The 24,527-nt window shown below is 68.4% G+C and carries 25 protein-coding genes; 14 read left to right on the forward strand and 11 right to left on the reverse strand.

Translation table 11 applies throughout. The features are described from left to right. Positions 1 to 63: 63 nt before the first annotated feature. Positions 64 to 1,329, reverse strand: a complete 1,266-nt coding sequence (locus AC1RIF_RS21865) for a 5-(carboxyamino)imidazole ribonucleotide synthase (RefSeq protein WP_492603459.1) — start codon at positions 1,327 to 1,329, stop codon at positions 64 to 66. Between the two features lie 131 nt (positions 1,330 to 1,460). Here AC1RIF_RS21865 and AC1RIF_RS21870 point away from each other — a divergent pair, with 131 nt between their 5' ends. Next, positions 1,461 to 2,009 (forward strand): GtrA family protein, encoded by a 549-nt coding sequence (locus tag AC1RIF_RS21870; RefSeq protein ID WP_492603460.1) that lies wholly within the window; start codon positions 1,461 to 1,463, stop codon positions 2,007 to 2,009. Here AC1RIF_RS21870 and AC1RIF_RS21875 read toward each other — a convergent pair. Genes AC1RIF_RS21875 through AC1RIF_RS21895 form a run of 5 tightly spaced genes read right to left on the reverse strand, consistent with a single transcriptional unit; the run spans position 2,006 to position 6,433 of the window. After that, positions 2,006 to 3,331, reverse strand: coding sequence for a sensor histidine kinase (locus AC1RIF_RS21875; protein WP_492603461.1), 1,326 nt, complete (start codon positions 3,329 to 3,331; stop codon positions 2,006 to 2,008). The two genes, AC1RIF_RS21870 and AC1RIF_RS21875, sit on opposite strands and share 4 nt — an antisense overlap. A 12-nt stretch (positions 3,332 to 3,343) precedes the next feature. Then, positions 3,344 to 4,024, reverse strand: a complete 681-nt coding sequence (locus AC1RIF_RS21880) for a response regulator transcription factor (RefSeq protein WP_492603462.1) — start codon at positions 4,022 to 4,024, stop codon at positions 3,344 to 3,346. 38 nt (positions 4,025 to 4,062) lie between these two features. Then, positions 4,063 to 4,656: a PH domain-containing protein gene (locus AC1RIF_RS21885; RefSeq protein WP_492603463.1), complete on the reverse strand. Its 594-nt coding sequence runs from the start codon at positions 4,654 to 4,656 to the stop codon at positions 4,063 to 4,065. 45 nt (positions 4,657 to 4,701) lie between these two features. Beyond that, entirely contained in the window at positions 4,702 to 5,814 is a 1,113-nt protein-coding gene (locus AC1RIF_RS21890) for an AI-2E family transporter (RefSeq protein ID WP_492603464.1), read from the reverse strand. A gap of 43 nt (positions 5,815 to 5,857) precedes the next feature. Beyond that, the gene (locus AC1RIF_RS21895) at positions 5,858 to 6,433 is read right to left on the reverse strand and encodes an HdeD family acid-resistance protein (RefSeq protein WP_492603526.1); all 576 of its coding nucleotides are present in this window, start codon (positions 6,431 to 6,433) and stop codon (positions 5,858 to 5,860) included. Positions 6,434 to 6,668: 235 nt separating this feature from the next. Between AC1RIF_RS21895 and AC1RIF_RS21900 the strand changes: the two genes are divergently transcribed. Then, on the forward strand, positions 6,669 to 7,088 hold the full coding sequence (locus tag AC1RIF_RS21900; protein ID WP_492603465.1) for a DUF7144 family membrane protein: 420 nt from the start codon (positions 6,669 to 6,671) through the stop codon (positions 7,086 to 7,088). 3 nt (positions 7,089 to 7,091) lie between these two features. Here the strand turns inward: AC1RIF_RS21900 and AC1RIF_RS21905 are convergent, their stop codons facing one another. Beyond that, complete coding sequence (locus tag AC1RIF_RS21905) at positions 7,092 to 7,925, reverse strand: biotin--[acetyl-CoA-carboxylase] ligase (RefSeq protein WP_492603527.1); 834 nt, start codon at positions 7,923 to 7,925, stop codon at positions 7,092 to 7,094. A gap of 140 nt (positions 7,926 to 8,065) precedes the next feature. Between AC1RIF_RS21905 and AC1RIF_RS21910 the strand changes: the two genes are divergently transcribed. From AC1RIF_RS21910 to AC1RIF_RS21920, 3 genes are read left to right on the forward strand one after another with little or no spacing between them, the layout of a single operon-like run. After that, the gene (locus AC1RIF_RS21910; RefSeq protein WP_492603466.1) at positions 8,066 to 9,706 is read left to right on the forward strand and encodes an acyl-CoA carboxylase subunit beta; all 1,641 of its coding nucleotides are present in this window, start codon (positions 8,066 to 8,068) and stop codon (positions 9,704 to 9,706) included. Continuing rightward, a complete protein-coding gene (locus AC1RIF_RS21915; RefSeq protein ID WP_492603467.1) occupies positions 9,703 to 10,041 on the forward strand; it encodes an acyl-CoA carboxylase subunit epsilon in 339 nt (112 codons plus the stop codon). Before AC1RIF_RS21910 ends, AC1RIF_RS21915 begins: the two co-directional genes overlap by 4 nt. Positions 10,042 to 10,057: 16 nt before the next feature. Continuing rightward, positions 10,058 to 10,702, forward strand: a complete 645-nt coding sequence (locus AC1RIF_RS21920) for a Maf family protein (RefSeq protein ID WP_492603468.1) — start codon at positions 10,058 to 10,060, stop codon at positions 10,700 to 10,702. Here the strand turns inward: AC1RIF_RS21920 and AC1RIF_RS21925 are convergent. Together AC1RIF_RS21925 and AC1RIF_RS21930 are read right to left on the reverse strand one after the other, a co-directional pair. Then, positions 10,699 to 11,112 carry a group III truncated hemoglobin gene (locus AC1RIF_RS21925; RefSeq protein ID WP_492603469.1) on the reverse strand — a complete coding sequence of 138 codons (414 nt, stop codon included), beginning with the start codon at positions 11,110 to 11,112 and terminating at the stop codon, positions 10,699 to 10,701. The two genes, AC1RIF_RS21920 and AC1RIF_RS21925, sit on opposite strands and share 4 nt — an antisense overlap. Continuing rightward, positions 11,113 to 12,876 carry an MFS transporter gene (locus tag AC1RIF_RS21930; protein ID WP_492603528.1) on the reverse strand — a complete coding sequence of 588 codons (1,764 nt, stop codon included), beginning with the start codon at positions 12,874 to 12,876 and terminating at the stop codon, positions 11,113 to 11,115. It lies immediately after the preceding gene. A 213-nt stretch (positions 12,877 to 13,089) separates the two neighbouring features. Between AC1RIF_RS21930 and AC1RIF_RS21935 the strand changes: the two genes are divergently transcribed. The 9 genes from AC1RIF_RS21935 (at position 13,090) to AC1RIF_RS21975 (ending at position 22,054) form a co-directional block, all read left to right on the forward strand. Further along, positions 13,090 to 14,562 carry a condensation domain-containing protein gene (locus AC1RIF_RS21935; protein ID WP_492603470.1) on the forward strand — a complete coding sequence of 491 codons (1,473 nt, stop codon included), beginning with the start codon at positions 13,090 to 13,092 and terminating at the stop codon, positions 14,560 to 14,562. Positions 14,563 to 14,567: 5 nt separating this feature from the next. Continuing rightward, positions 14,568 to 15,944, forward strand: a complete 1,377-nt coding sequence (locus AC1RIF_RS21940; protein WP_492603471.1) for a condensation domain-containing protein — start codon at positions 14,568 to 14,570, stop codon at positions 15,942 to 15,944. Positions 15,945 to 16,029: 85 nt separating this feature from the next. Then, entirely contained in the window at positions 16,030 to 16,953 is a 924-nt protein-coding gene (locus AC1RIF_RS21945) for a sulfurtransferase (protein ID WP_492603472.1), read from the forward strand. Continuing rightward, on the forward strand, positions 16,950 to 17,363 hold the full coding sequence (locus AC1RIF_RS21950; protein ID WP_492603473.1) for a SufE family protein: 414 nt from the start codon (positions 16,950 to 16,952) through the stop codon (positions 17,361 to 17,363). The genes AC1RIF_RS21945 and AC1RIF_RS21950 overlap by 4 nt, the downstream gene beginning before the upstream one ends. Before the next feature lie 135 nt (positions 17,364 to 17,498). Next, positions 17,499 to 18,926 carry a condensation domain-containing protein gene (locus AC1RIF_RS21955; RefSeq protein WP_492603474.1) on the forward strand — a complete coding sequence of 476 codons (1,428 nt, stop codon included), beginning with the start codon at positions 17,499 to 17,501 and terminating at the stop codon, positions 18,924 to 18,926. Between the two features lie 158 nt (positions 18,927 to 19,084). Continuing rightward, on the forward strand, positions 19,085 to 20,875 hold the full coding sequence (locus tag AC1RIF_RS21960; protein WP_492603475.1) for an acetyl/propionyl/methylcrotonyl-CoA carboxylase subunit alpha: 1,791 nt from the start codon (positions 19,085 to 19,087) through the stop codon (positions 20,873 to 20,875). 83 nt (positions 20,876 to 20,958) lie between these two features. Continuing rightward, positions 20,959 to 21,351, forward strand: coding sequence for a DUF1707 SHOCT-like domain-containing protein (locus AC1RIF_RS21965; protein WP_492603476.1), 393 nt, complete (start codon positions 20,959 to 20,961; stop codon positions 21,349 to 21,351). Then, the gene (locus AC1RIF_RS21970) at positions 21,351 to 21,692 is read left to right on the forward strand and encodes a hypothetical protein (protein ID WP_492603477.1); all 342 of its coding nucleotides are present in this window, start codon (positions 21,351 to 21,353) and stop codon (positions 21,690 to 21,692) included. Before AC1RIF_RS21965 ends, AC1RIF_RS21970 begins: the two co-directional genes overlap by 1 nt. Positions 21,693 to 21,763: 71 nt before the next feature. After that, a complete protein-coding gene (locus tag AC1RIF_RS21975; protein ID WP_492603529.1) occupies positions 21,764 to 22,054 on the forward strand; it encodes a VanZ family protein in 291 nt (96 codons plus the stop codon). A gap of 7 nt (positions 22,055 to 22,061) precedes the next feature. On the opposite strand, the gene AC1RIF_RS21980 is transcribed toward AC1RIF_RS21975, so the two are convergent. Then, positions 22,062 to 22,877 carry a tyrosine-protein phosphatase gene (locus tag AC1RIF_RS21980; protein ID WP_492603478.1) on the reverse strand — a complete coding sequence of 272 codons (816 nt, stop codon included), beginning with the start codon at positions 22,875 to 22,877 and terminating at the stop codon, positions 22,062 to 22,064. An 80-nt stretch (positions 22,878 to 22,957) separates the two neighbouring features. Continuing rightward, the gene (locus AC1RIF_RS21985; RefSeq protein ID WP_492603479.1) at positions 22,958 to 24,508 is read right to left on the reverse strand and encodes a Rieske 2Fe-2S domain-containing protein; all 1,551 of its coding nucleotides are present in this window, start codon (positions 24,506 to 24,508) and stop codon (positions 22,958 to 22,960) included. Positions 24,509 to 24,527: the final 19 nt, after the last annotated feature.

Raw genomic sequence — 24,527 nt, forward strand, 5'->3', positions numbered from 1 at the left:
CGTTCGATTCAGTCACTTGCTGTCCGCTCCCGTGTGTTCGTTCCGAATTGCCGTCGAGTCCGGTCAGGACCGACCGTGTTCATCCCACCCGTCAGTCCATTCGGCGTGCGACAGCCAGTGCGCCGCCCGCTCCGCGCGCTCGCGCACCGCCGCCACGTATGCCGGATCGTCGACGGACCCACCGGCTGCACCCACGATGTTCACGTGCCCGATCTTGCGGTCCTTGCGCTCGCCCTTGCCGTACAGGTGCACCTTCGCATCGGGCATCCGCGCGAACAGGTGGTGCAGCCGCTCGTCCATGCTCATCGCCGGCGCCTCCGGCGCACCCAGCACGTTCGCCATCACCGTGACCGGGGCGACGGGCGACGGATCGCCGAGCGGATAGTCGAGGACCGCACGCAGGTGCTGCTCGAACTGCGACGTCCGCGCGCCGTCCTGCGTCCAGTGACCCGAGTTGTGGGGACGCATCGCCAGCTCGTTGACGATCAGCCGACCGTCGGTCGTCTCGAACAGCTCGACGGCCATCGATCCGACGACGCCCAGCTCCGCCGCGATCCGCAACGCGAGCTGCTCGGCCTCGGCCGCCAGCACACCCGACAGCTGCGGCGCCGGCGCCAGCACGACCGCGCACTGGCCGTTCAACTGCACCGTCTCGACGACCGACCACGAGGCGCCCTGACCGAACGGCGAACGCGCGACCATCGCGGACAGCTCGCGGGTGAAGTCGACAGCCTGCTCGACCATGAGCTCGACGCCCTTGTCGAGCTGCTCGGTGACGATGGCCTCGGCCTCGTCCGAGTCGTCGGTGATCCACACGCCACGGCCGTCGTAGCCGCCGCGGACCGCCTTGAGGACGATCGGCCAGCCATGCTCCGCGCCGAACCGGATCACGTCCTCGGCCCACGTGACCTCGGCGAAGGCCGGGACCGGGGCGCCCATCTCGCTGAGTTTGCGACGCATCGCCAGCTTGTCCTGCGCGTACACCAGCGCTTGCGGCGGCGGCTGCACGTTGACGCCCTCGGACACCAGCACGTCGAGGTGTTCGGTGGGGACGTGCTCGTGGTCGAACGTCAGTGCATTCGAGCCGAGCGCGGCCTTGCGGAGCGCCGCGAGGTCGGTGTGGCTGCCCAGGACGACGTCGGGGCTGACCTGCGCCGCGGGCTCGTCGATGCTGCCTGCGAGGACCCGCAGCGTCTGGCCCAGCTCGACTGCGGCCTGGTGCGTCATGCGCGCGAGCTGGCCACCACCGATCATCGTCACCACGGGCATACCGCTGGGCAGATCACGCGGAGGGGCGGGGCGAGGTTCGGAATCAGTTTTGCCGGTCACGACACACCATGGTGTCACGTTCACCTCGGACCGGTTCTTCCGAGGTCACCGAGGGTCCCAACCTGTGAAGAACCTGATAATGGACGGTCCGCTGCATCGATCGAGATCCCCGGTTCGTAGAATACGATGTTGTGTCTTTCGTCGACGCGGCGATGAGCCGAGTTCCACAGCCGTTCAGAGCCATCGTTCTTCGCCACCACGAATTGATCAAGTTCGCAATCGTCGGCGGCACGACCATGGTGGTGGACCTTGCCATCTTCTACTCGCTGAGTCTCACGGTCCTCGAGCAGAAGCCCGTCGTCGCGAAGGTCCTCTCCGGTGTGGTCGCGACCATCCTGAGCTACATCCTCAACCGCGAATGGTCGTTCAAGCATCGCGGCGGCCGTGAACGCCATCACGAGGCGCTCCTCTTCTTCACGATCAGCGGCATCGGTGTCCTCATCGCGGCGGCACCGCTGTGGATCGCGAACAACCTCTTCGACATCCGGACGTCCCTGGGCTTCGGGACGCTGGTGGTGGTCGACTTCGTCCTGAACTACATCATCGGCAACCTGCTGCAGATGGTGTTCCGGTTCTGGTCGTTCCGGCGGTGGGTGTTCCCCGAGGAGACCGGCGAGCACGAGCGCATCGAGCAGCCCGACACCGTCGAGCTGGCCGACGAGGATCCCACCCGCAGCTAGCGAGGTTCGTGGATGCCGACCACCCGGGTCGGCGCCTCGTCCTTGGCGGGGGCGAGGAACAGCGCGAACAACGCCGGGCGCCGGCGCTGCAGTTCCAGCCGGCCGCCGTCCGCCTCCACGAGGGCCCGTGCGAGCGCCAGCCCGACGCCGGTCGACCCGGCACCGGAGAAACCCCGATCGAAGATGTGCGGCGCCAGTTCGTCGCGCACGCCCTCCCCCTCGTCCGACACCTCGACGCACACCCGCGGGTCCTTGCCCGCGTCGCGCCCCACCGGGCTGGACACCAGACGCACGGACACCGTGCAGGTGCCCGCGCCGTGCTGGAGGGCATTGTCGATCAGCACGGACACCGCCTCCCGTAGACGCGACCCGGTCGCCGACGACGTCAACCGCGGTTCGCCGCGCAGTCGCAGCACCCGGCCCGCGTCCTTGAACGGCCCCTGCCAGTCCGCGACGACGCTCGCGAGTTCTCCCACGACCGACACCGGCTCCCGGTCCGCGGCGCCCATGGCCCGCGAGGAACGCACCAGGTCGTCGATCGCGACGGTGAGCCGGTCGACCTGCGCCATCGCCTCCTCGGCCTCGTGGACCACCGCCTGGTCGGGATGCCCGGACAGCTCGTCGAGCCGTAGCCGCACGGCGGTGAGGCGGCTGCGCAACTGGTGCGAGACGTCGCCGACGAGCGCGTGCTCGCGCTGCAGTCGGCCGGCGATCTCCACCGTCGCCGAGTCGAGCACGTCGGACACCCGGTCCAGTTCCGGGATGCCGTGCCGCCGCGAGTCGGGCCGGAAATCCCCCTCGGCGAGCCGGGCCGCCCGCTCGGCGACGTCCTTGAGAGGGTCGGCGAGACGTTTCGCGGTCACGACGGCGACACCTGCTCCTGCGCCGATCGACGCGAGCACCAGCAGGGTCACCGCGCCGACCGCCTGGCGCTGCAGGGTCCGCATCCGATCCGACGGCGCCTCGAGTCGCAGCGATCCCGACGTCCCCATCGACAGGGATTCGACGAGCGGCGTCAACACCGATTCCGCGCCGATGTCCAGTCGCGACGCACTCTCCTCCGGCGTCGGGTAGACGACGACGAGCTTGCCGCCCTCCGGGACGAGCAGCCGCAGCCCCGTCGTGTCGAGTCCGCCTTCGACGACGCCGGACGAGCCCTCCTGCACGATGATCTCGGCGGCCATCCGGTCGAGCCGGCCCTGGAGGTCGCTGCGCGTGAAGTCCTCCACCCACAGCCACGCCGTGTAGATCAGCGGCGCACCGAGCAGCAGACCCGTGAAGATGACGACGGCGAGGATCGATTGCAGAATTCTGCGGCGCACGGCGCGGGAAACCTAGTCGGTGTTGATGCGGAAGCCGACGCCACGCACGGTCGCGATCCGACGATCAGCGCCCGCGCCCTCGTCGCCGATCTTGCGGCGCAGCCAGGACATGTGCATGTCGAGGGTCTTCGACCCCCGCAGTTCGACATCGCCCCACACCTCGCGCAGGATCGTGTCGCGGGAGACGACCTGACCGGCGTGTTCGAGCAGCACGCGCAGCAGCTCGTACTCCTTGTTGGCCAGCGCGACCTCGGATCCGTTGACGAGGACTCGACGGGCCGCGGGCTCGAGACGGATACCGGCCACCTCGACGGCCACGTCCTCCCCGCCACCGCTGCGCCGGAGCAGAGCCCGAACCCGCGCCATCAGCTCGGCCAGACGGAACGGCTTGCCGACGTAGTCGTCGGCGCCGGCGTCGAGACCGACCACGAAGTCCACCTCGTCGGTGCGCGCGGTCAGCATGAGTACCGCCAGGTCGAGGCTGTGTGCACGGAGCTGGCGGCACACCTCGAGCCCGTCCATGCCGGGCAGACCGAGGTCGAGGATGAGGAGCTCGAAGTCGCCGGTCAGCGCACGATCGAGCGCGGACGGCCCGGTCTGTTCGATCGTGACGGTGTAGCCCTCGCGTCCGAGTGCACGCGACAGTGGCGCAGCGATGGCCTCGTCATCTTCGGCAAGTAGTACAGCGGTCACGACGACAGCCTACGGTCGGTGTCGTCGGCGCGGTTCCATTACCAGCCTTTCCGGAAATTCCGGCCGTCTTCTCCGGAGTTGTCCGGTGCCTGTCCCGGCCCTTGGTATCGGTCGTCCCGGTAGTCGTCGCGATGTGTGGTCGTCGAATCGAACACCTGGTGGTACAGACGCGAATGCACCTTCTGCACCTCCGGAATGTCGTCGAATTCGAGTGGGTCGTCGGACGACGAGACGATCACGAGAGTTCCGGTCCGCAGCATTCGGTCCACCAACCCGTGACGGAACTGCACATTGCTGATTCGGTTCATCGGGATATCGATGCCGGTGTGGGTCAGCACCCCGTGCCGAATCATCACCCGGCGGTCGGTGACGATGAAGTGCGTCGAGTTCCAGCGCAACACCGGCACGAGCACGCGCCATCCGACGACGGCGAGCCACAGGGCGGCGATCACCAGGAGCACCACGGTCACCGCACCGCCGGTCAACTGCGACTGCGCGATTCCCGCCGCGAAGCCCGCGATCGCGGTGACCAGGATGAAGATCAGTGCCGGGGCGACGAGCATCTTCCAGTGCGGATGCCGGTGCAGCACCAGTTCCTCGTCCGCCGCCAGCGCGTCCTGCGGATAACCCATGCGACGAGTGTGCCAGGTCCGCAGTCCGTCGAGGCGTCCGACGGCTCACGGACTGCGGGGCGCCTCCGGCGGCGGCTGCTCGACCTCGCGAGCACCCTTGATGAACACATCGGCCCAGCGCGTGGACGGGTCGATGTCGATGAAGAACGCCTTCACCAGCAGTGACATCGGAATCGCCAGCAGCGCACCGAGTGGGCCGAGCACCCAACCCCAGAACACCAGGGCGAGGAACGTGGTCGTCACCGACAATCCGACGGCGTCACCGACGAACTTGGGCTGGATCACCGATTGGATCAGAACGTTGATGACGCTGTAGGCGACGATCACGATGATCGCGAGTTTCGGTCCGCCCTGGAGCAACCCGAGCAGCGCGGGCGGTATCAGGCCCAGCACGAACCCGATGTTCGGGATGTAGTTCGTGATGAACGACAGCAACGCCCACAGGATGGGGAGCGGAATGCCCAGCCACCACAACGCGAGGCCGTCGATCACCGCGACGATCAACCCGAAGACCGTCGACACGATCAGATAGCTGCGCGTTCCCGAAGCGAACGTCTCGATGGCGTAAGCGATCTCGGGTCGGTTCTTCGCGACGACGGCCAACCTGGAGTGCATCGACATCCCGTCGAACGCCATGAACAGCAACAGCGCGAGGATGAAGAACAGGTTGGAGAACACGCCCAGCAGGCCCGAGACCAGCGCCTCCGCGTAGCCGACCGCTTTACCGAAATCGATGCCCGACAGCGCGTTCTGGATCTGGTCCGATCCGATCCCGCGCTGTTCCAGCTGCTGCTCGACCTGGTCGAGCAGTCGCTGCGCGTCGTCGGAGTACTCCGGGAGCAGCGTCGCGAACTGCGCGACCGAGATCGCGAGCGCTCCGACCAGCCCGAGCAGGATCGCGTACACCGCGACCAAGGCGCCGAGCATCCCGATCCAGCGCGGCCAGCCCCGGCGGCGCACCCACTCCTGGATGGGCTGGACGCCGACCGTCAGCATGAGCGCGAGGAACACCGGACCCAGCACTCCCGAGAAGGCCTTCATGCCGGTGACCGCGACGACAGCGCCGGCGATCGCGAGGAGAACGATCAGGCCGCGTGGGATCGCCCAGTCCGAGCGGTTCGTCGGAGCCGGCGGTTCCCGATCTTTCCTGCGCGCCATCCGACCTCCACTCGCGGGCGAGAACCGGTCCGGGCCCGGCGGATCAGCCCGCGCGTCGGGCGAGGAAGGCCGCGGCGACCACGATGATGCCGTACAGGATCATCCAGACGCCGACGACGATCACGAAGACGCCCAGCGAGAGCTCCGGCTGGAGCAGCACGATCGCACCCGCGACGACGCTGATGATGCCAAGCACGATGCCCACCGCACGGTTGCCCGGGACCTCCGACGCGCCGGCGACGATGTCGAGGACCCCGCGGAACACCCACCATGCGCCGATGACGAGCGCGATGATCACGAGCGTCTGCAGCGGGCTACGGAGAACGAGGAACCCCAGCAGGACCGCGAGGGCACCCGAAAGGCCGGTCAGGGTGCGCGCCGCGGTCGGGGCGCCGACCTCGGCGAAGGACCTCACGATCTGGATGATGCCGAACGCGAACACCTGGATCGCGATGAGGACGGCCGCCACCACCAGGGTCGCGTCGGGCCAGACGAGCATCGCAATTCCGAGGCCGAGCGTGAGCAGGCCGAATACGACGGTCAGTCCGGTCAGGAAACGGCGAGCAGTTTCCCATTGTCCGGATTCACCGACCCAGACTTCTTCCGCTCCTGCCGACATGCCCTGTGGACCGTTCATCGTTTTTCCCTCCGCGTCACGCAAATCGTGGATGAGCGTCAAAGTAGCAGCAATTCACGCTTTTGCCAGCGATGAACGGCATTGTCGTTCCCTCCCGCGATTTCGCACGGTTTCACCCCCAGCGGGTGAGGTTCCCGGCAGAATTCGGTACGACACTCCTCCTGATGGAGTGGCTTCTCCAGCGACGTCTTCTCGACCGATCGAAAGGGGAACTGCGATGACGGATCGCACACCGACGACCCACAGTTCGGGCGGTGCCAAGGAGGGATTCGCTGCGGGAGCGTCGATCGCCGCCGCGATCATCCTCATGACAGTCGGCATCCTGCAGATATTCCAGGGAATCTCGGCTCTCGCAGACGACAACTTCTTCGTCGTCGGCCCGGAGTACGTCTACCAGTTCGACCTCACCACGTGGGGTTGGATCCACCTGATCCTCGGCATCGTCGTGGTCCTCGTCGGACTGGGACTGCTGACCGGCGCGACATGGGCGCGGGTGACCGCGATCATCATCGCGGCGCTCTCGATCATCGCGAACTTCCTGTGGATCCCGTGGTATCCGATGTGGTCGATCCTGATCATCGCGCTCGACATCGTGGTGATCTGGGCCGTGTCCACGTGGGACACCAAGCGCGCCTGACGCTCACACAGCACGCAGATGGGTGATGTCGCCGGCCGATACCGCGACCGGCGACTCGCCCTCTGCCTCGATCACGATTCGTCCCTCGACATCGATGTCGGACGCGATCCCGATCAGTTCCCGATCGCCGGGAAGCTCCGCGCGCACCAGCCGGCCGAGCGTTCCGCACCGTTCCCGGTAGGCCGCCGCAAGGTCCTCCACTCGCCACCCCACGGACTGCCACTCCCGCCAGCGCCTCGCCAGCTCGCGAAGCAGCGCCCGCACCAGGATGTCGCGGTCCACGACGGCCGCTTCCTCCAACACCAGCGACGTCGCGGTCGGCACGGGCAACTCGTCCTCGGTCAGGCTCACGTTCAGTCCGATGCCGACGACCACCGTCGGTACCGGCGCCGTGGCCGCGACCTCCGCGAGGATGCCGGCCACCTTCTTCCCACCGATCAGCACGTCGTTGGGCCACTTGAGTTCTGCATCGACCTTCGCGACGCCGCGCAGAGCGTCCACGACCGCGATCCCGGAGAGCAGCGGGAGCCAGCCGATGTCGGACAACTCCATGCCCGGCATGTCGAGCACCGCGGACACGGTCACGAGCGCCCGGGGCGCGCTCACCCACGGTCGCGAGTGCCGCCCCCTGCCACCCGACTGGTATTCCGCGACGAGAACGCTGCGGGCGTAGTCGACGTCCCGCGGCCGCGCCAGCAGATCGGCGTTGGTGGAGCCGGTCTCGGCCACCACATCGACACCGGACCAGAACGCGTCCGGGTCACCCCCGGCGTCGCGGACGAGTGCACGCCGTAGAGCGTCGACGTTCAGCGGGGGTCGGTTGAGATCGGTCCACATGTGTCCTGCCATTCGCCCAGCCTAGAATGTGCCCGGGCACACGGTTGGAATGTGACTCGTCAGTAGCTTAGGTTGAATAATTCAACGCAACCCGACCTCACTCGACGCAGGCCTCGGAGACCTGGTTAAGCTCACTGCCCATGACCAGTGTGCAGGAGCCAGCCGCGGCGGAGGCGGCGAATACCCCGGATATCCACACGACGGCGGGAAAGCTCGCTGACCTGCGGAACCGCCAGGCGCAGGCAATGCAGCCGATGGGCGAGGCCGCAGTCGAGAAGGTCCATGCGAAGGGCAAGCTGACGGCGCGCGAGCGCATCACCGCGCTCCTGGACGAGGGCTCGTTCGTCGAGCTCGACGCCCTGGCCCGGCACCGCAGCACCAACTTCGGCCTCGCCGACAACCGCCCCGTCGGCGACGGCGTCGTCACGGGCTACGGCACCGTCGACGGCCGCGACGTCTGCGTCTTCAGCCAGGACGCCACCGTGTTCGGCGGCAGCCTCGGCGAGATCTACGGCGAGAAGATCGTCAAGGTCATGGACCTGGCGATCAAGACCGGCCGCCCGTTGATCGGCATCAACGAGGGCGCCGGCGCGCGTATCCAGGAGGGCGTCGTCTCGCTCGGCCTGTACGGCGAGATCTTCCACCGCAACGTCCAGGCGTCCGGCGTCATCCCGCAGATCTCCCTGATCATGGGCCCTGCGGCCGGCGGCCACGTCTACTCCCCCGCGCTGACCGACTTCGTGGTGATGGTCGACGAGACCAGCCAGATGTTCGTCACCGGCCCGGACGTCATCAAGACCGTCACCGGCGAGGACGTCACCATGGAGGACCTGGGCGGCGCCCGGACCCACATGGTCAAGTCCGGTGTCGCGCACTACGTCGCCTCCGGCGAGCAGGACGCCCTCGACTACGTCAAGGACCTGCTGTCCTACCTGCCGAGCAACAATCAGGCCGCGACGCCGCGCCTGGCCCCGTCCGACCCGATCATCGGCTCGATCGAGGACTCGCTCACCGATGAGGACCGCGAACTCGACACCCTGATCCCGGACTCGGCCAACCAGCCGTACGACATGCACGAGGTCATCCGTCGTCTCCTCGACGACGACGAGTTCCTCGAGGTGCAGGCCGAGCGCGCCGCCAACGTCATCGTCGGCTTCGGTCGCGTCGACGGCCGCAGTGTCGGCATCGTCGCCAACCAGCCCACCCAGTTCGCCGGCTGCCTGGACATCGACGCGTCCGAGAAGGCCGCGCGCTTCGTCCGTACGTGCGATGCGTTCAACGTTCCGATCATCACCCTGGTCGACGTCCCGGGCTTCCTGCCCGGCACCGAGCAGGAGTACAACGGCATCATCCGTCGCGGCGCGAAGCTGCTGTACGCGTACGGCGAGGCCACGGTCGGCAAGATCACCGTCATCACCCGCAAGGCGTACGGCGGCGCGTACGACGTCATGGGTTCCAAGCACATGGGCGCGGACGTCAACCTCGCGTGGCCGACCGCACAGATCGCGGTCATGGGCGCGTCCGGCGCAGTCGGCTTCGTCTACCGCAAGCAGCTGCTCGAGGCCGCCAAGAACGGTGAGGACGTCGACGCCCTGCGCCTGAAGCTGCAGGCCGAGTACGAGGACACGCTGGTGAACCCGTACGTTGCGGCAGAGCGCGGCTACGTCGACGCCGTCATTCCTCCCTCGCACACCCGCGGACAGATCGTCTCCGCTCTGCGCCTGCTGGAGCGCAAGATGGTTTCGCTTCCGCCCAAGAAGCATGGGAACATCCCCCTATGACAGCGACCACCCGGGAAGACGTACTCACCGACGCCGAGGTGCTGGACGCGTCCTCGCTCGAAGGAGCCGCGTTGGCTGAAGCGCTCGCAGGTCTGGAGCCCGACGTTGCCGCAGGGTCACAGGGTCCCGTGATCAAGATCGTCAAGGGGAACCCGACGGACCAGGACATCGCGGCTCTCGTCGCGGTCCTGTCCGCGGCAGCAGCTTCGGCCGGCGATGCCGGCTCCGATCAGTTGCCGCCCGAGACGTGGGGTGCACCGACCCGCATGCACCGGGTTCGCGCGCCGTTCTCGCCGTACTCGTTCGGCAACCCGGTCGCGTCGCGTCCGTTCTGATCGACCGGCTCACGCAGTGACCCAACTGGTTCTCGCCTCGGCGTCCCCGGCACGGCTGTCCGTGTTGCGGGGCGCCGGGGTCGAGCCGACCGTCCGAGTGTCCGGTGTGGACGAGGACGCCGTCATCGACCGACTGGGGCCGTCCGCGGCCCCCGAACTGGTCGTCACCACGCTCGCCGAGGCCAAGGCCCGCGACGTGATTCCCGCCCTGGTCGACGAGGGCATCACCGATGCTGTCGTGATCGGATGCGATTCCATGCTCCTGATCGACGGCGAACTGCAGGGCAAACCGCATACCGTCGACGTCGCGCGGCGGCGCTGGCAGTCGATGGCGGGCCGCAGCGCGACCCTGCTGACCGGGCACAGCGTCCTGCGGATCACCGACGGCGCGATCGTCGCCGCCGCCGCCGATCACAGCGGCACCGTCGTGCACTTCGCGAACCCGTCGACCGAGGATCTCGAGGCGTATCTCGCGACCGGTGAGCCCCTGAAGGTCGCCGGCGCCTTCACCCTCGACAGTCTGGGCGGCTGGTTCGTCGAACGCCTCGAGGGCGATCCGTCGAGTGTCATCGGGATCGGGCTGCCGCTGGTGCGACGGCTGTTGTCCGACGTCGGCGTCTCCATCGCCGAACTGTGGGCAGCGAACGCGCTCGTGCGCTAGTTCCCCCGACTCCAGGACCTCTCCAAGGCGGCCGCCATCGCGGCCGCCTTCGTTTTCGCGCGCTCGGCGTCGGGCCCGGCGAAGAAGCCGTCCACCGCCGCGCACCACAACTCGAGCCAGCGCTCCAACCGCTGGCCCGCGAGTCCGTGCTGCCGGTGCAACGCCTCGTGCACCATCGCGAACTCACCCTGGTAGCGGGCGGTGCGGAACAGGATCTGCTCCCAGAAGTCACCCACCACCGGCAGATGCTCCTCGAGTCCGACCACCGCGAGCGTCTCGAACGCGGGAGCGAGCACGGGGTCGACCAGCGCCCGCTGGTAGAACGCACGCAACAGTCGGTCGATGTCGGCGCGACCGGTGAGGTCGGGACACGTCGGGCGCTTCGACGCCGCACGGGGTCCGGGATCCACCTACCGCTCCCCGCCCGCGACGCCACCCGATTCGACCGCCTCCGACGGTTCCGACGACTCGACCGGGTCGTCCTCCTCGATCCGGTTCCATCGCGGCAGTGTGAGGGACGCGAGCGCGAGGAACACACCGATTCCGCCGACGATCCGCAGCACGCGCCGCTCGGCCTGCAGGAACGCCTCGCCTGCCGCGGCCTGCGCGGAGTCCAGCGACACGGCCAGCGCATTGTCGACGATCTGCTGCTGCGCACCCGTCAGCGAGCCGCCACCGCCGAGGTCGGCGCAACCGTCCGGCACCTGCGCCGGATGCGACGACGACAGTTGCTCGGTGACGCAGTCGACGAACTTGTTCTCCACCTGCGGGATCAACGGAGCCGGCACACCGGCGGACGTCAGACCGGCCACCAGGTCACCGCGCTGCTGCTGCACCGCGTCGGGCGCCGCGAGTCCGACCAGGCCGAAGAACACCACGCCGATCACCGACAGACCGATCGCGCTGCCCACCTGCTGGATGGTGGGCAGCAGACCGGACACGATCCCGGCCTGCTCCTGACGGACGGAGGCCAGGACCGCTGTCTGCAGCGACGCCACGAACAGGCCGAGCCCGATGCCGCCGACGACGAGCGGCCCGGCCAGCGCCGACATGCCGGGATCTGTGCCCTCCCGGTGCAGGACCTCGGCCAGCGCCACGAGCGATCCCGCGAACAGCACCATGCCGAGCGGCAGGACCAGGTTGCCGATCCTCCGGTACACCAGCGCGGCGAGCGGCGCCGCCAGGCCGGTCCCCACCGCCCACGGCAGGGTTGTCACACCTGCCTTCAGCGCCGAGAACCCGAAGCCGAACTGGAGGGTGAGCGAGATCGTGAAGATCATCGACGTCAGGGTGCCGAAGAACAGGAACACCATGATCGCGCCGCGGGTGAAGGACCGGTCGGCGAACAGGTCGATGCGCAGCACCGGATCGCCACCGCGGCGCGCGAGACGGCGCTCGTACACCACGAACGTCACCATGACCGGCACGGACAGGACGAGCATCGCGACCAGGACCGGCGGCCACCCCCGCTCCCGGCCCTCGACGAGCGGCCAGATGAGCAGCAGCAGACCCAGCGCCGACAGCGCCGCACCCACCGGATCCAGTCGCCGGGGCGTCGGTGGGCGCGCGTCGAGCAGGTACCGCCAGGCGACGACGAGCGCGAGGAGGCCCAGCGGCAGATTCACCAGGAAGATGGTTCGCCAGCCCCAGCCGAACAGGTCCCAGGCGATCAGCAGGCCACCGACGAGCGGTCCGGACACGGTTGCCAAGCCGATCGTCGCGCCGTAGATGCCGAAGACTCGGGCGTGGCGCGACTTCGGGAACAGTCCCGCGATGAGGGCGAAGGTCTGCGCCGACATCGATCCGGCGGCCAGGCCCTGGACGGCCCGCGCCAGCACCAGCACCAGCGGGTCCTGCGCGAGGCCGCACAGCAGCGACGCCAGGACGAAGACGGACATCGCGGTGAGGAACACCCGTCGGCGGCCCAGCATGTCGCCGAGTCGGGCGGCCGTGATGAGTGTGCAGGCGAAGGCCAGGACGTACACGCTGACCATGAGCAACTGCGCGGACGAGTCGGCGCCGAGGTCGACCGCGATGCTGGGCAGCGCGACGTTCATGATCGTCGTGTCGAGCAACTGCATGAACACCGCGAGCAGGCTGGCGGTCAGGCCCAGCCACGCTCGACGCGCGGGCGGGTACGGCACGGCGTCCGACAGCACCGGACGCGATTGCACAGTTGGCACAGAACGACCCTTACTTTACCGATTACGAATCGCCATCGTCACCAAGAATGTACGAAAAGTTGACGCTTTCGAGACCTGAACGCTTAATGTCGTGGTCGCACCCGGGAGTGACCCTGGGCACACAACACCACCACGACCGCGCTCAGCGCCCCTGACGACGCGTCGAGGGCGGTGCGCCCGCTACACACCCTCGGAGAGCGTTGCATGGATCTCAACCTGATCACTCATTGGACGCCGCCACCAGGTCGGCTCGTCGAGTGGACGGTCAGTGATCGCACGGCTTCCGCCGCAGCGGAAGCTCCCATCGACCCGGCGCTGCCGTCCACCATCCAGGAGCGCCACCTGCGCCGAGCCGCGGTGACGGCACGGACATCGGCGGCCCAGTCACCGTGGATCGGCGTCGCCTTCGACATCGAGGGCCCGCTGGACGCCCCTGCGATGGCCCGCGCCCTCCAGATCTATCTGCGCAGGCACGAGACCTACGCGAGCTGGTTCTCGTTCGAGGATCCCGACGCGGATCCGACCGACGCGAACAACCTGATCCGCCGACACGTCGTCCCGGCGCAGAGCATCGAACTCGAGTCCCGGGTCATCGACGAGAGCGCGAGCTCCGACCAGATCCGCAAGCACGTCGAACACCGGTTCGCGACCGGGACGTCGGCGCTGGCCTGGCCGGCGTTCGTGTTCGGCGCCGTCGAGCACGACACCGGGAGCGGCGACGCCCCCGCCCGGTTCACGGTGTTCCACGCCGTCGACCACGCGCACACCGATGCGCAGTCGATGCTGCTCACCGTCGCGGAGCTGCGGACGCTGTACCTCGCCGAGGTGTCCGGTACACCGGCCCGGCTGCCCGAGGCCGGCAGTTTCGTGGAGTTCAGCCAGCAGGAACAGGAGCGGGCCAAGTCGCTGACCCTGGCATCGCCGCAGGTGAACGGATGGCTGTCCTATCTCGTCGAGCACGGCGGCACCCTCCCCAGCTTCCCCCTCGAGCTGGGTGTCGAGGACGGCCCGCGGCCCGCGGTGGGCTCGCGCTTCGAGCTGGCGGACCCCGCGCAGACCGTGCGGTTCACCGAGGTCGCGAAGGCTGCCGGCGGGAACGCCATCGGTGCGTTCTTCGCGGCCCTGGCGATCGTCGAACACGAACTCGCCGGCCGGGACCGCTACCTCGGTATGACGCCGGTGAGCACCCGCGGCACCGAGTTCGCATGGTCCCAGGGCTGGTTCATCAACGTCATCCCGGTGAGCTTCGCACTCGACGGCGCCACCCGCTTCTCCGAGATCGCGTCCCGCGCGCGGGACGCCTTCCGGACCGGTCGAGCCCTCGCGGACGTCTCGGTGCATCAGGTGATCGACATCGTGCTGGCCGCCGCCGGAGATGCTGCCCCGATCGCCCCGTCGACCCTGTCGGTACCGCCGATCGTGTCCTACATCGACATCCACCGACTGCCGCTCGACCCGGCCACGGTCGAGGCGTCCCGGATCACCGGCCTCGTCGGCGGCAAGGACACCTCCATCGTGTCGATGTGGATCAACCAGTTGCACGACAGCACCTGGATGGCGCTGTCGCACCCCGACACACCCGCTGCGCACGAATCGGTGGCCCGCTACGCCGAGCGGTTGGGCGCCATCATTCGCACCGTGGCCGACACCGGTGACTACACGATCGGAAAGGGGTGATCGGCATGCACGTCACCGCTGTCGACCGCTACCACGTCACACCCGGGGAACTGACGGAATGGCTGGTCACCCCGAATCCGGGGACGGTCGCCGTCTCCGTTCTGCCGCCGTCCTACAACCAGCACTTCCACCTCGAGACCGCTCGCATCCACGGCGCCGGGCGGAGCGTGTGGATGGCCGCGGCTTTCGATCTTCCGATCCGCCTCGACCGGGACGCGCTCGCCCGCGCGTTCGGGTTGTTCATCGAGCGGCACGACAGCCTGCACACCGGGTTCGAGGTGACTCCGGATTCGATCAACCGGGTCGAGTTCGATCCTCGGCAGGTGCGCGTCACCCCGTCGGCGTCGCACGTGTTCACGGCGTCGGACGCGCTTCGCGACCACCTGCGCGGCCGCTTCACCGAGGTGTGCGACCCACTGACCGCACCCGCGTACATGTTCGCCACCGTCGAGCGGGACACCTCCTCGACGATCATCGCCGCGTTCGACCACACCCTGGTCGACGGCTACTCGCTGGTCTTCGCGCTGGCGGACCTGCGCCGGCTGTACGAGGAGTGCGCCGGGCTCGCACCGGTCGGTGTTCCGTCGCCTGCCGGCAGTTTCGCCGCGTTCTGCCGGGACGAGGCCCGGTCCCCCGCGATGGCCGACGACGATCCGCGAATCGCCGCATGGGCGCACTTCTACTCGCTCTGCGGCGGGACGTCGCCCAGCTTCCCGCTCGACCTGGGTGTGGAGGCCGGGGCGCCGGTGAAGCAGGCCGCCGACGTCCGTACCCTGCTCGACGCCGAGGCCACCGCGCGGTTCGAGCAACTGTGTGTCGCCGCGGAGGGCAGTGTGTTCACCGGCGTGCTCACCGCGATGGGCACAGCTGTGCGCCGCGCCGGCGGACCGGCGCTGCTGCCGCTGCAGTTCCCGCTGCACGCCCGCAACGATTCGCGGTGGGCGGAGGCGATCGGCTGGCTGACCACCAACGGCCCGATCACGGTGCACGCCGACGACGTGGACTTCACGACCGACCTGGCCCGCACGCACGCCTCGTTCCGGACGGCGCTGGACGTGCAGGGTGTGTCGATGGCGCAGGTCCGCAACAGCATGGGTGACCGGTACCGACGGGTCCGTACGGACGTCTTCATGGCGTCGTACATCGACTACCGCCGCCTGCCCGGCACGGCCGACCACGTCACGCTCAATGCCCACCACATCAGCAATGTCACGGTCGCCGACGACGCCCAGTTCTGGATCTCGCGCACCGAATCGGGTCTGGCGTTGCGGTCCCGCTTCCCCGACACCCCGACGGCGCACGCGACGATCGAGGGGTTCCTCACCGAGGTGTGTGCCGTGTTGACCGCCGCGTGCAGTCCGGCGGTGGTTCCCGCGACCTGATGCTCCCGGCGACCTGAGGCGCGCTGTGCCTGTACGACTAGAATCGACAGGCACAGCCTGCCACCACTGCTTCAGGAGCCCACCCGTGCCCGTCGCGCCCGACCCCAATCCCGCGTTCGCTGCGTATACCCATCCGGAGCGACTGGTCTCGACCGAGTGGCTGTCCGTCAACCTGGGCACCCCCGGTGTGAAGGTGGTCGAATCGGACGAGGACGTCCTGCTGTACGACATCGGCCACATCCCCGGCGCGGTGAAGATCGACTGGCACCTGGACCTCAACGATCCGGTCACCCGCGACTACATCGACGGCACCGCGTTCGCCGACCTGATGAGCCGCAAGGGCATCGAACGCGACGACACCGTGATCATCTACGGCGACAAGAGCAACTGGTGGGCGGCGTACGCCCTGTGGGTGTTCACGCTGTTCGGTCACGAGGACGTCCGCCTGCTCGACGGCGGTCGGGGCGCATGGCTGTCGGAGAACCGCGACACCACGCTCGACGTCCCGATGCCGGCGCCCACGCAGTACCCGGTGGTCGAGCGCGACGACACCTCGATCCGCGCGTTCAAGGACGAGGTACTGGCGCATCTCGGGGAGGGTCCGCTGGTCGACGTGCGGTCCCCGCAGGAATTCACCGGCGAGCGCACCCACATGCCGGACTACCCCGAGGAGGGGGCGCTGCGCGGCGGACACATCCCCACCGCGATCTCGATCCCGTGGGCACGGGCCGCGGCACCGGACGGGCGTTTCCGCAGCCGTCCGGAGCTCGAGGAGATCTACGCCGACTTCTCGCGTGACGACGACGTCGTCGCGTACTGCCGCATCGGGGAGCGGTCGAGCCACACGTGGTTCGTCCTCACCCACCTGCTCGGGTTCCCGAACGTGCGCAACTACGACGGCTCGTGGACCGAGTGGGGCAACGTCGTGCGGGTCCCGATCGTCAAGGGCGACCAGCCCGGCAACGCTCCCGGTACCGTGCCCGGTTCCACCCAGGACGTGGCTTCGTGAGCCTGCCGGAGAGCCTCGCCGAGATCGTCGACGACTTCGCTGCGGTCGACGGGCAGGACAAGCTGCAGTTGCTGCTCGAGTTCAGTCGTGAGCTGGCACCGCTGCCCGCCGAACTCGAGCAGGACGCGATGGAGCCGGTGCCGGAGTGCCAGTCGCCGCTGTTCCTGTTCGTCGACGGTTCGGACCGGGAGAAGGTGCGGTTGCACTTCAGTGCTCCCGCCGAGGCTCCGACGACGCGGGGCTTCGCGTCGATCCTGCACCAGGGGCTCGACGGGCACAGCGCCGCAACGATTCTCGCGGTTCCCGACGACTTCTACTCGGACCTCGGTCTGGCCGACGCCGTCAGCCCCCTGCGGTTGCGCGGCATGAGCGCGATGCTCGCACGGATCAAGCGGCACCTCCGCAACTGATCATGTGCCTCGCGTAACACCTGACGCACATCACCCGAAACAGCAGTGACCCGGGGAGCGACCCTCCCCGGCGACCTCGACTGTGACGATCTTCACCGCCGCCACCGCGGCGAACAAGAGACTGGATTCTCCACGATGGAATTCACCGAGCTCGCGGAGTACGCGATCTCCCCCGGCATGCTCACCGAGTGGTTACCCGAAGCGGGACCCGGGTGGGTGGAGGACGGCCGCCCGGCCTCCTACATCCACGAGGCGCACCTGCGCCGCACCGCGGACAGCACGCACGACGACGGCCGCGAGTCGTGGCTCGGGACCGCCTTCCGGCTGCCCGAGCCGCTCGATCACGATGCCTTCCGCACCGCGGTCCGTGCGTGGATCGAGCGGCACGAGCCGCTGCGGAGCCACGCGGAACTGCTGTCCGACGGCCGGATCCGCCGCTACACGATCGACGCCGACCAGGTCGACCTCAACGAGGTCCGCCACGAGTACGAGTTCGACGCCGACACGGTGTTCGAGCGCGTGCACGACCTGTTCGACGAACTCACGTCGCCGCACCGCTGGCCCGCCTATCTGTTCGTCACGCTCGAGCATGCCGACCCCGATCCGGGGTGCACGGTGTTCTTCGCCGCGGACCATTCGCTGATCGACGGGCTGTCGGTGGTGCTGGTCGCCCATGAGATCACCCGCCTGTACACCGAGGCATTGACGGGGACACCGTCCGATCTGGTTCCGGCCGGCAGCTACATCGATTTCGGCGCCGAGGAGCGTGCGTCCGCTGCGGAGATCGATCACCGGCACCCGGCGGTCGAGTGCTGGCGGACGGCCTTCGTGCGCAGCAAGGGACGGCTGTCGGACTTCCCGCTCGACCTGGGTCCACGACCGGAGAATCGGGTCGCGCAGCGCGCGGTCTCGGAGTGGGTGCTCGATGCCCGCCAGGCGGCGGCCTTCAACACCGTGTGTCACCGCGCCGGCCAGAACTTCTTCGCCGGCGTTCTCGCGTGCCTGGCCCAGGCGAGCGCCGAACTGACCGGCCAGACGATGTTCCGGACGGTGACCCCGGTGCACACCCGCAACGATCCACACTGGGCGACGTCGCTCGGTTGGTTCGTGGGCCTGTCCCCCGTCGAGTTCGACATCGCCGGCGCCGCCGACTTCGCGGAGTCCGCCGCGCGCGCTGCTGCCGCGGTGTCGCTGACGAAGTCAGCGGCGAGGGTGCCGTTCGCCCGGGTCGAGGAGATCCTCGCGACCCCGATCCGGCCCCGGTTCGTCGTGTCGTACATGGATGTCCGCTTCGTTCCGATGGCGCAGCAGTGGCCCGAGGTCCAGGCCCGGGCACTGCGCAGTCGCCACTACACACACGACGTGTACATCTGGGTGAATCGAACTCCCCACGGCGTGAACGTCTCCGCCCGGTTCCCGGGAACGCCCGCCGCGACCGAGGCCGTCCTGCTGTTCCTGGCCCGGGCCAGGCGGGCCCTGCTGGAGGTGGTTCCGGGTGAGGAACCGGCCCACACCGTCGCACCGGCGGCTGCCTCGGGAATCCATACCACTACTGGTCAGTAGGGTTGCGGCGGCGAGCGCAGCCCTTAATGTGTAAGCGCTATCCGGTTACATCGTCTATCGGATTGGTGCCTACACTCCGATGAGATGCCAACAGATACCTGCCGGTGACGCTCACGGGTGAACCGCGGGGACAGACCATGCGAAACACAGGAGGCTCAGTGCCCAGTCATGCCAGCGCGCACATCACGAAGGTGCTTGTCGCCAACCGCGGCGAGATCGCTGTGCGGGTCATCCGAGCCGCTAAGGACGCCGGGTACGGCAGCGTCGCCGTCTACGCGGAGCCCGATGCGGATGCACAGTTCGTGAAGCTCGCCGACGAGGCATTCGCCCTCGGTGGCCAGACGTCGGCCGAGTCCTACCTGGTGTTCGACAAGATCCTCGACGCGGCCAAGAAGTCGGGTGCCGACGCTATCCACCCCGGCTACGGCTTCCTGTCCGAGAACGCCGACTTCGCGCAGGCCGTCATCGACGCGGGTCTGATCTGGATCGGCCCGTCGCCGCAGTCCATCCGCGACCTCGGCGACAAGGTCACCGCCCGCCACATCGCCGAGCGCGCCAACGCTCCGATGGCCGCCGGCACCAAGGATCCGGTCAAGAACGCCGACGAGGTCGTCGCGTTCGCCAAGGATTTCGGCGTGCCGGTCGCGATCAAGGCCGCCTTCGGTGGTGGCGGTCGCGGCATGAAGGTCGCGCAGACCATCGAGGAGATCCCGGAGCTGTTCGAGTCGGCCACCCGTGAGGCCATCGCGGCCTTCGGCCGTGGCGAGTGCTTCGTGGAGCAGTACCTGGACAAGGCCCGCCACGTCGAGGCCCAGGTCATCGCCGACCAGCACGGCAACGTCGTCGTCGCCGGCACCCGCGACTGCTCGCTGCAGCGTCGCTTCCAGAAGCTCGTCGAGGAGGCCCCCGCGCCGTTCCTGACGGACGACCAGCGCGCGCGAATCCACGCGTCCGCGAAGGCCATCTGCAAGGAGGCCGGCTACTACGGTGCCGGCACGGTCGAGTACCTGGTCCAGGGCGACACCGTCTCGTTCCTCGAGGTCAACACCCGCCTGCAGGTCGAGCACCCGGTCACCGAGGAGACCGCCGGCATCGACCTGGTTCGCCAGCAGTTCCTCATCGCCAACGGTGAAGAGCTCACCATCAAGGAAGACCCCACCCCGCGCGGTCACTCCTTCGAGTTCCGGATCAACGGCGAGGACGCCGGCCGTGGCTTCATGCCCGCCCCCGGCCCCATCACCGTCTACAAGGAGCCGTCCGGCCCCGGCGTGCGCGTCGACTCGGGTGTCGTCCAGGGCGACGTCATCGGCGGCCAGTTCGACTCGATGCTCGCGAAGCTGATTGTCACCGGCGAGAACCGTGAGCAGGCCCTGCAGCGCGCCGCTCGCGCGCTCGCCGAGTTCGAGGTCGACGGTCTCGCCACCGTCATCCCGTTCCACCGCCACATCGTCGAGAACCCGGCGTTCGTCGGTGACGGCGAGAGCTTCGAGGTCTACACCAAGTGGATCGAGACCGAGTGGGACAACACCATCGAGCCTTTCACCGGTTCCGGTGCTGCCGCCGACGAGGAGGAGAACCTCCCCCGCCAGTCGGTCGTCGTCGAGGTCGGCGGCCGCCGCGTCGAGGTCTCGCTGCCCGGTTCGTTCTCGGTCGGCACGGGCGGCGCTCCCGCGGGTGCCATCCGCAAGAAGCCGAAGGCCCGCAAGCGTGGCGGTGCCGGTGCCGGTGCCGCGTCCGGTGACGCCGTGACCGCCCCGATGCAGGGCACCGTCGTCAAGGTCGCCGTCGAGGAAGGCCAGGAGGTCGCCGAGGGCGATCTGATCGTGGTGCTCGAGGCCATGAAGATGGAGAACCCGGTCACCGCCCACAAGGCCGGCGTCGTGACGGGTCTGTCGGTCGAGGCCGGCGCCGCCATCACCCAGGGAACGGTTCTCGCCGAACTGAAGTGATGCTTCGGTAGCAACACTCTGCTCCACCCTGTGCGCGCCTTGCGGATCTCGGATCCGCAAGGCGCGCACAGTAGTATCCAGACATGGCCGACGTCCCCGATATCCGAATCGGCACCGCCGAACGCGAGCAGGCGCTCGACGCACTCACCCGGCACTTCAGCGACGGTCGGCTCACGGTCACCGAGTTCGACGAGCGCAGCGGGCGGATCGCGTCGGCCACCACGCGCGGACAGCTCGACACCGTGTTCGCGGACCTGCCGGCTCTCACCGCGGCCCCGCCCGCGACGGTGTCACCGGACGCGGTCGAGTCCGACGACGAGAAGAGCTGGCGCAACACCGTGATGGCGGTGATCCCGTTCGTGGCGCTCGCCCTGTTCTTCCTCGTCCCGATCGATCACAGCTGGTTGTTCTTCCTGCTGATCCCGGCGACGGCGGCAGTTCTGTTCGGCGGCAAGAAGGGGCGCGGCGGCTGCTGATGGAACCGATCGAGATCAATGCCGGCTCCTGGTACCTGCGCGGACTGCGGGCCGACGAGCGTGTCGACGACCGTCCGGCGCTGCGCGACGGCGGCATCGCCGATCCCGGCTACGTCGCCGAGCGGGTCCGCCAGTGGGCCGACGACGAGCACTATTCCTGGGCTGTGTGCGAGCCGACGACGGGCGAACTGCTCGCCGAGGTGGGTGTGACCCCGTCCGACGGCACCGGCGTCCTGAGCGGCTGGGCGCGGCCCGGCCACGAGGACGTGCTCACCACCGCGACCGATGCGGTTCGACGATTCACCGAGGGCGCCCTGGGGCTGACCCTCGTCGAGCACTGAGGAGTCCCGTGTTCGACAAGCTCGACCGGCGCGCGGTGCCGCTCGCGATCGCGACCGTCGTGGTGCTCGTGATGCTGTTCTCCCCCGGTTCCACGGTCCCGAGCGGACCGGAGAACAGCGACAAGGTCACCCACGCCCTGATGTTCGCGGCGCTGGCGCTCACGTCCCGCTACGCCCGCATCGGGGTGGCGTGGACGGCGGCGTGGCTGCTGGTGTTCGCGGCGGTGTCGGAGGTGCTGCAGGGCGCGCTGCCGATCCAGCGCAGCGGATCGGTGTGGGATGCGACGGCCGACGCCGTCGGCATCGTGATCGGACTCGTGCTCGCGCGCGTGCTCGCGCGGCCGCTGCGCATCCCCGCCTGAACCGTCGTCAGCCCTCGAGCAGGTGCGCGCGGATCGCGTCCTGTCCGGCGACGTCGATGCCGAGTCCGTCGGCGAAGTAGCCCTCGATCGAGCCGAACTTCTCGCGCATCTGTGCCAGCGCCGCCTGCAGGTACTCGGGCCGCACCCCGAGAACCTGCTTCAGCAGTTCCGGATCCCCGCCGGCGGCGGTGAACTTGTCGAAGATCGACGCGAACGCCGGCAGCAACTGGTCGTTGGTGAGCAGGTACTCGTGGAAGACGTCGTCCTCGTCCATCCCGAGCAGGAGCAGCAGGGACGCCGTCGCCCAGCCGGTGCGGTCCTTGCCGGTGGTGCAGTGCACGAGGGCGGGCAGGTTGTCGCGGGCCGCCAGATCCGTGAACAGGGTGCGGTACGACGCGAGCGCGCTCGGCAGGGTCACGAAGTCGCGGTAGCTGCCGAGAAAGTAGTCGAGTGCCTTGTTCTCGCCGAGCATCGACACCGCGATCGACGGATCCGACATCACGGCCTGCATCTGCGCGGGCACCGACCGCAGCGCCTTGTCGGCGAGGACGTCGAGCGGGACCTCGCGGGCCGACGGCGGCAGCCGGTCCGGTGCAGCCTCCCGCTCCGAGTGGGTGCGCAGGTCGAACACCGTCACCAGGCCCAGGTCCGCGAGCCGCGGGGCGTCGTCGACGGTGATCTTGCTGAGGTCGGTCGAGCGGTAGTAACGCCCGAACCGGATGGTGGCGCCGTCCCGGGTGCGGTAGCCACCGACATCGCGCAGGTTGGGAACGGACAGGATCGGGATGCTCGCACCGGGCTTCTCCCCGGGGGATGACGTCATGCGCCCGAATCTAGACGAACCCGGCGGCCGAGGCTCGTGGGAGTCTCGGCCGCCGGGTTCGTGTCGTGCGGATCGGGCGGTCAGCCCAGCTTCGCCGACCGCAGCTCGTGTCCCTTGGACGTTTTGCAGCGCCCGGTCTCGAGGTCCCACTGCCAGCCGTGCAGGTTGCACGTCAGGTTGGAGCCCTCGACGACACCGAACTTCGACAGGTCGGCCTTGAGGTGCGGGCAGCGGCGCTGGATCTCGTAGCCACCCATCTCGATCGACGCGCTGTCGTCGTGGGCCTCGGAGAACCAGCCGTCGGCATAGGCGATCCGCTCGTCCGTCAGGCACTTGAAGAACGTGTAGAGGAACTCGTTGTAGCCGCCGACGCGCCACGCCTCGAAGCGGGTGGACAAGAAGATCGTGTTGACCCAGTCCGGCTCGTCGTCGCGCAGCACGGTGCGCACCAGTTCGGGTGCGATGCGGAAGCCGTAGCGGTACTTGCCGTCGCCCTCCTGCGGCTCCCGGACGGTGCGGTTCGGGAAGTCGAGGACGACGGTCTCGTCCCCCATCACGAGTCCGACCGGGTAGCCGATGCCGTCGCAGATCAGGTCGGACTGCGCCATGATCGGCTCGAACTTGGCCTTGAGCGGCCCGAGCAGCGGCTCGCCCTCCGCGGGCGCCCACGTGGCCTTCTCGGCCGCGATGACGGGCGCGAGGCGCTGTGCCATGTCCTCGATGTAGGCGGCCTTGTCGGTGAAGATCTTCTCGACGTCGGCGTCCGGGATCGGATGTGCCAGCGTCGCCTTCTCGCCGTGGATGTCGACGGTGGAACCGGGGATCATCAGCAGTCCGCCGTCGTTGCCGTGGATCCGCATCTGCTCGAGGAACACGATCTGGTCGGGGAAGATGTTTCCCTCGTCGCCGTGGTCGTCATTGAGCGAACGCAGCGCGTCGTCCAGGAACACCGGCGGGCCCGCCGACGGCACGACCCACGTGGCACCGACCTGCTCGATGTAGCTGCGGCAACGGTCCATGCCGCGCTGACGCTTCTGCTTGCCGAAGTTGCGCTTGGTGCCGGCCGGGATGTCGTAGACCATCGGGTACCAGATGGCGCCCGAGTACTGCAGCAGGTGGATGTCGATCTTGCCGAACGCCTCGAGCATCGGATCCATGTCGACCGGGCGCGCGTCGTTCATGTTGAAGCACACCGTCTCGCCGTCGGAGACGACCAGGCCGGAGTCGCCGATCGGGCCGTCGGCCGGCGCGCGCAGCGCGACGATCATGACGTCGAGGTCGCCCTTGGGACCGCTCACCGTGTGCTTGACGGAGTCCTGGGTCTCGAAGAACTTGGTGAAGCCCAGCTTGCGGAGTTCACGCTCGAGGTCCGGCACCGGGTAGTCCGGCAGCAGGACGGTCGCGTCCTTGTTGACGTGCGCGGTGAGAGTCTCGGGATCGAAGTGATCCTTGTGCAGGTGCGAGACGTACAGGTAGTCGACGTCGCCGAGGGTGTCCCAGTCCAGGCCCGTGTTGTCGGGGAACGGGAACCACGACGCGAAGTACGCGGGGTTCACCCACGGGTCGCAGAGAATCGACCCCGCTTCGGTCTGGATGTGGAATCCGGCGTGTCCGACGCTGGTGATCTGCACTCGTCTGCCTCCTCGATAG

The organism is Prescottella sp. GW823-FHT02E09, from assembly GCF_058797375.1.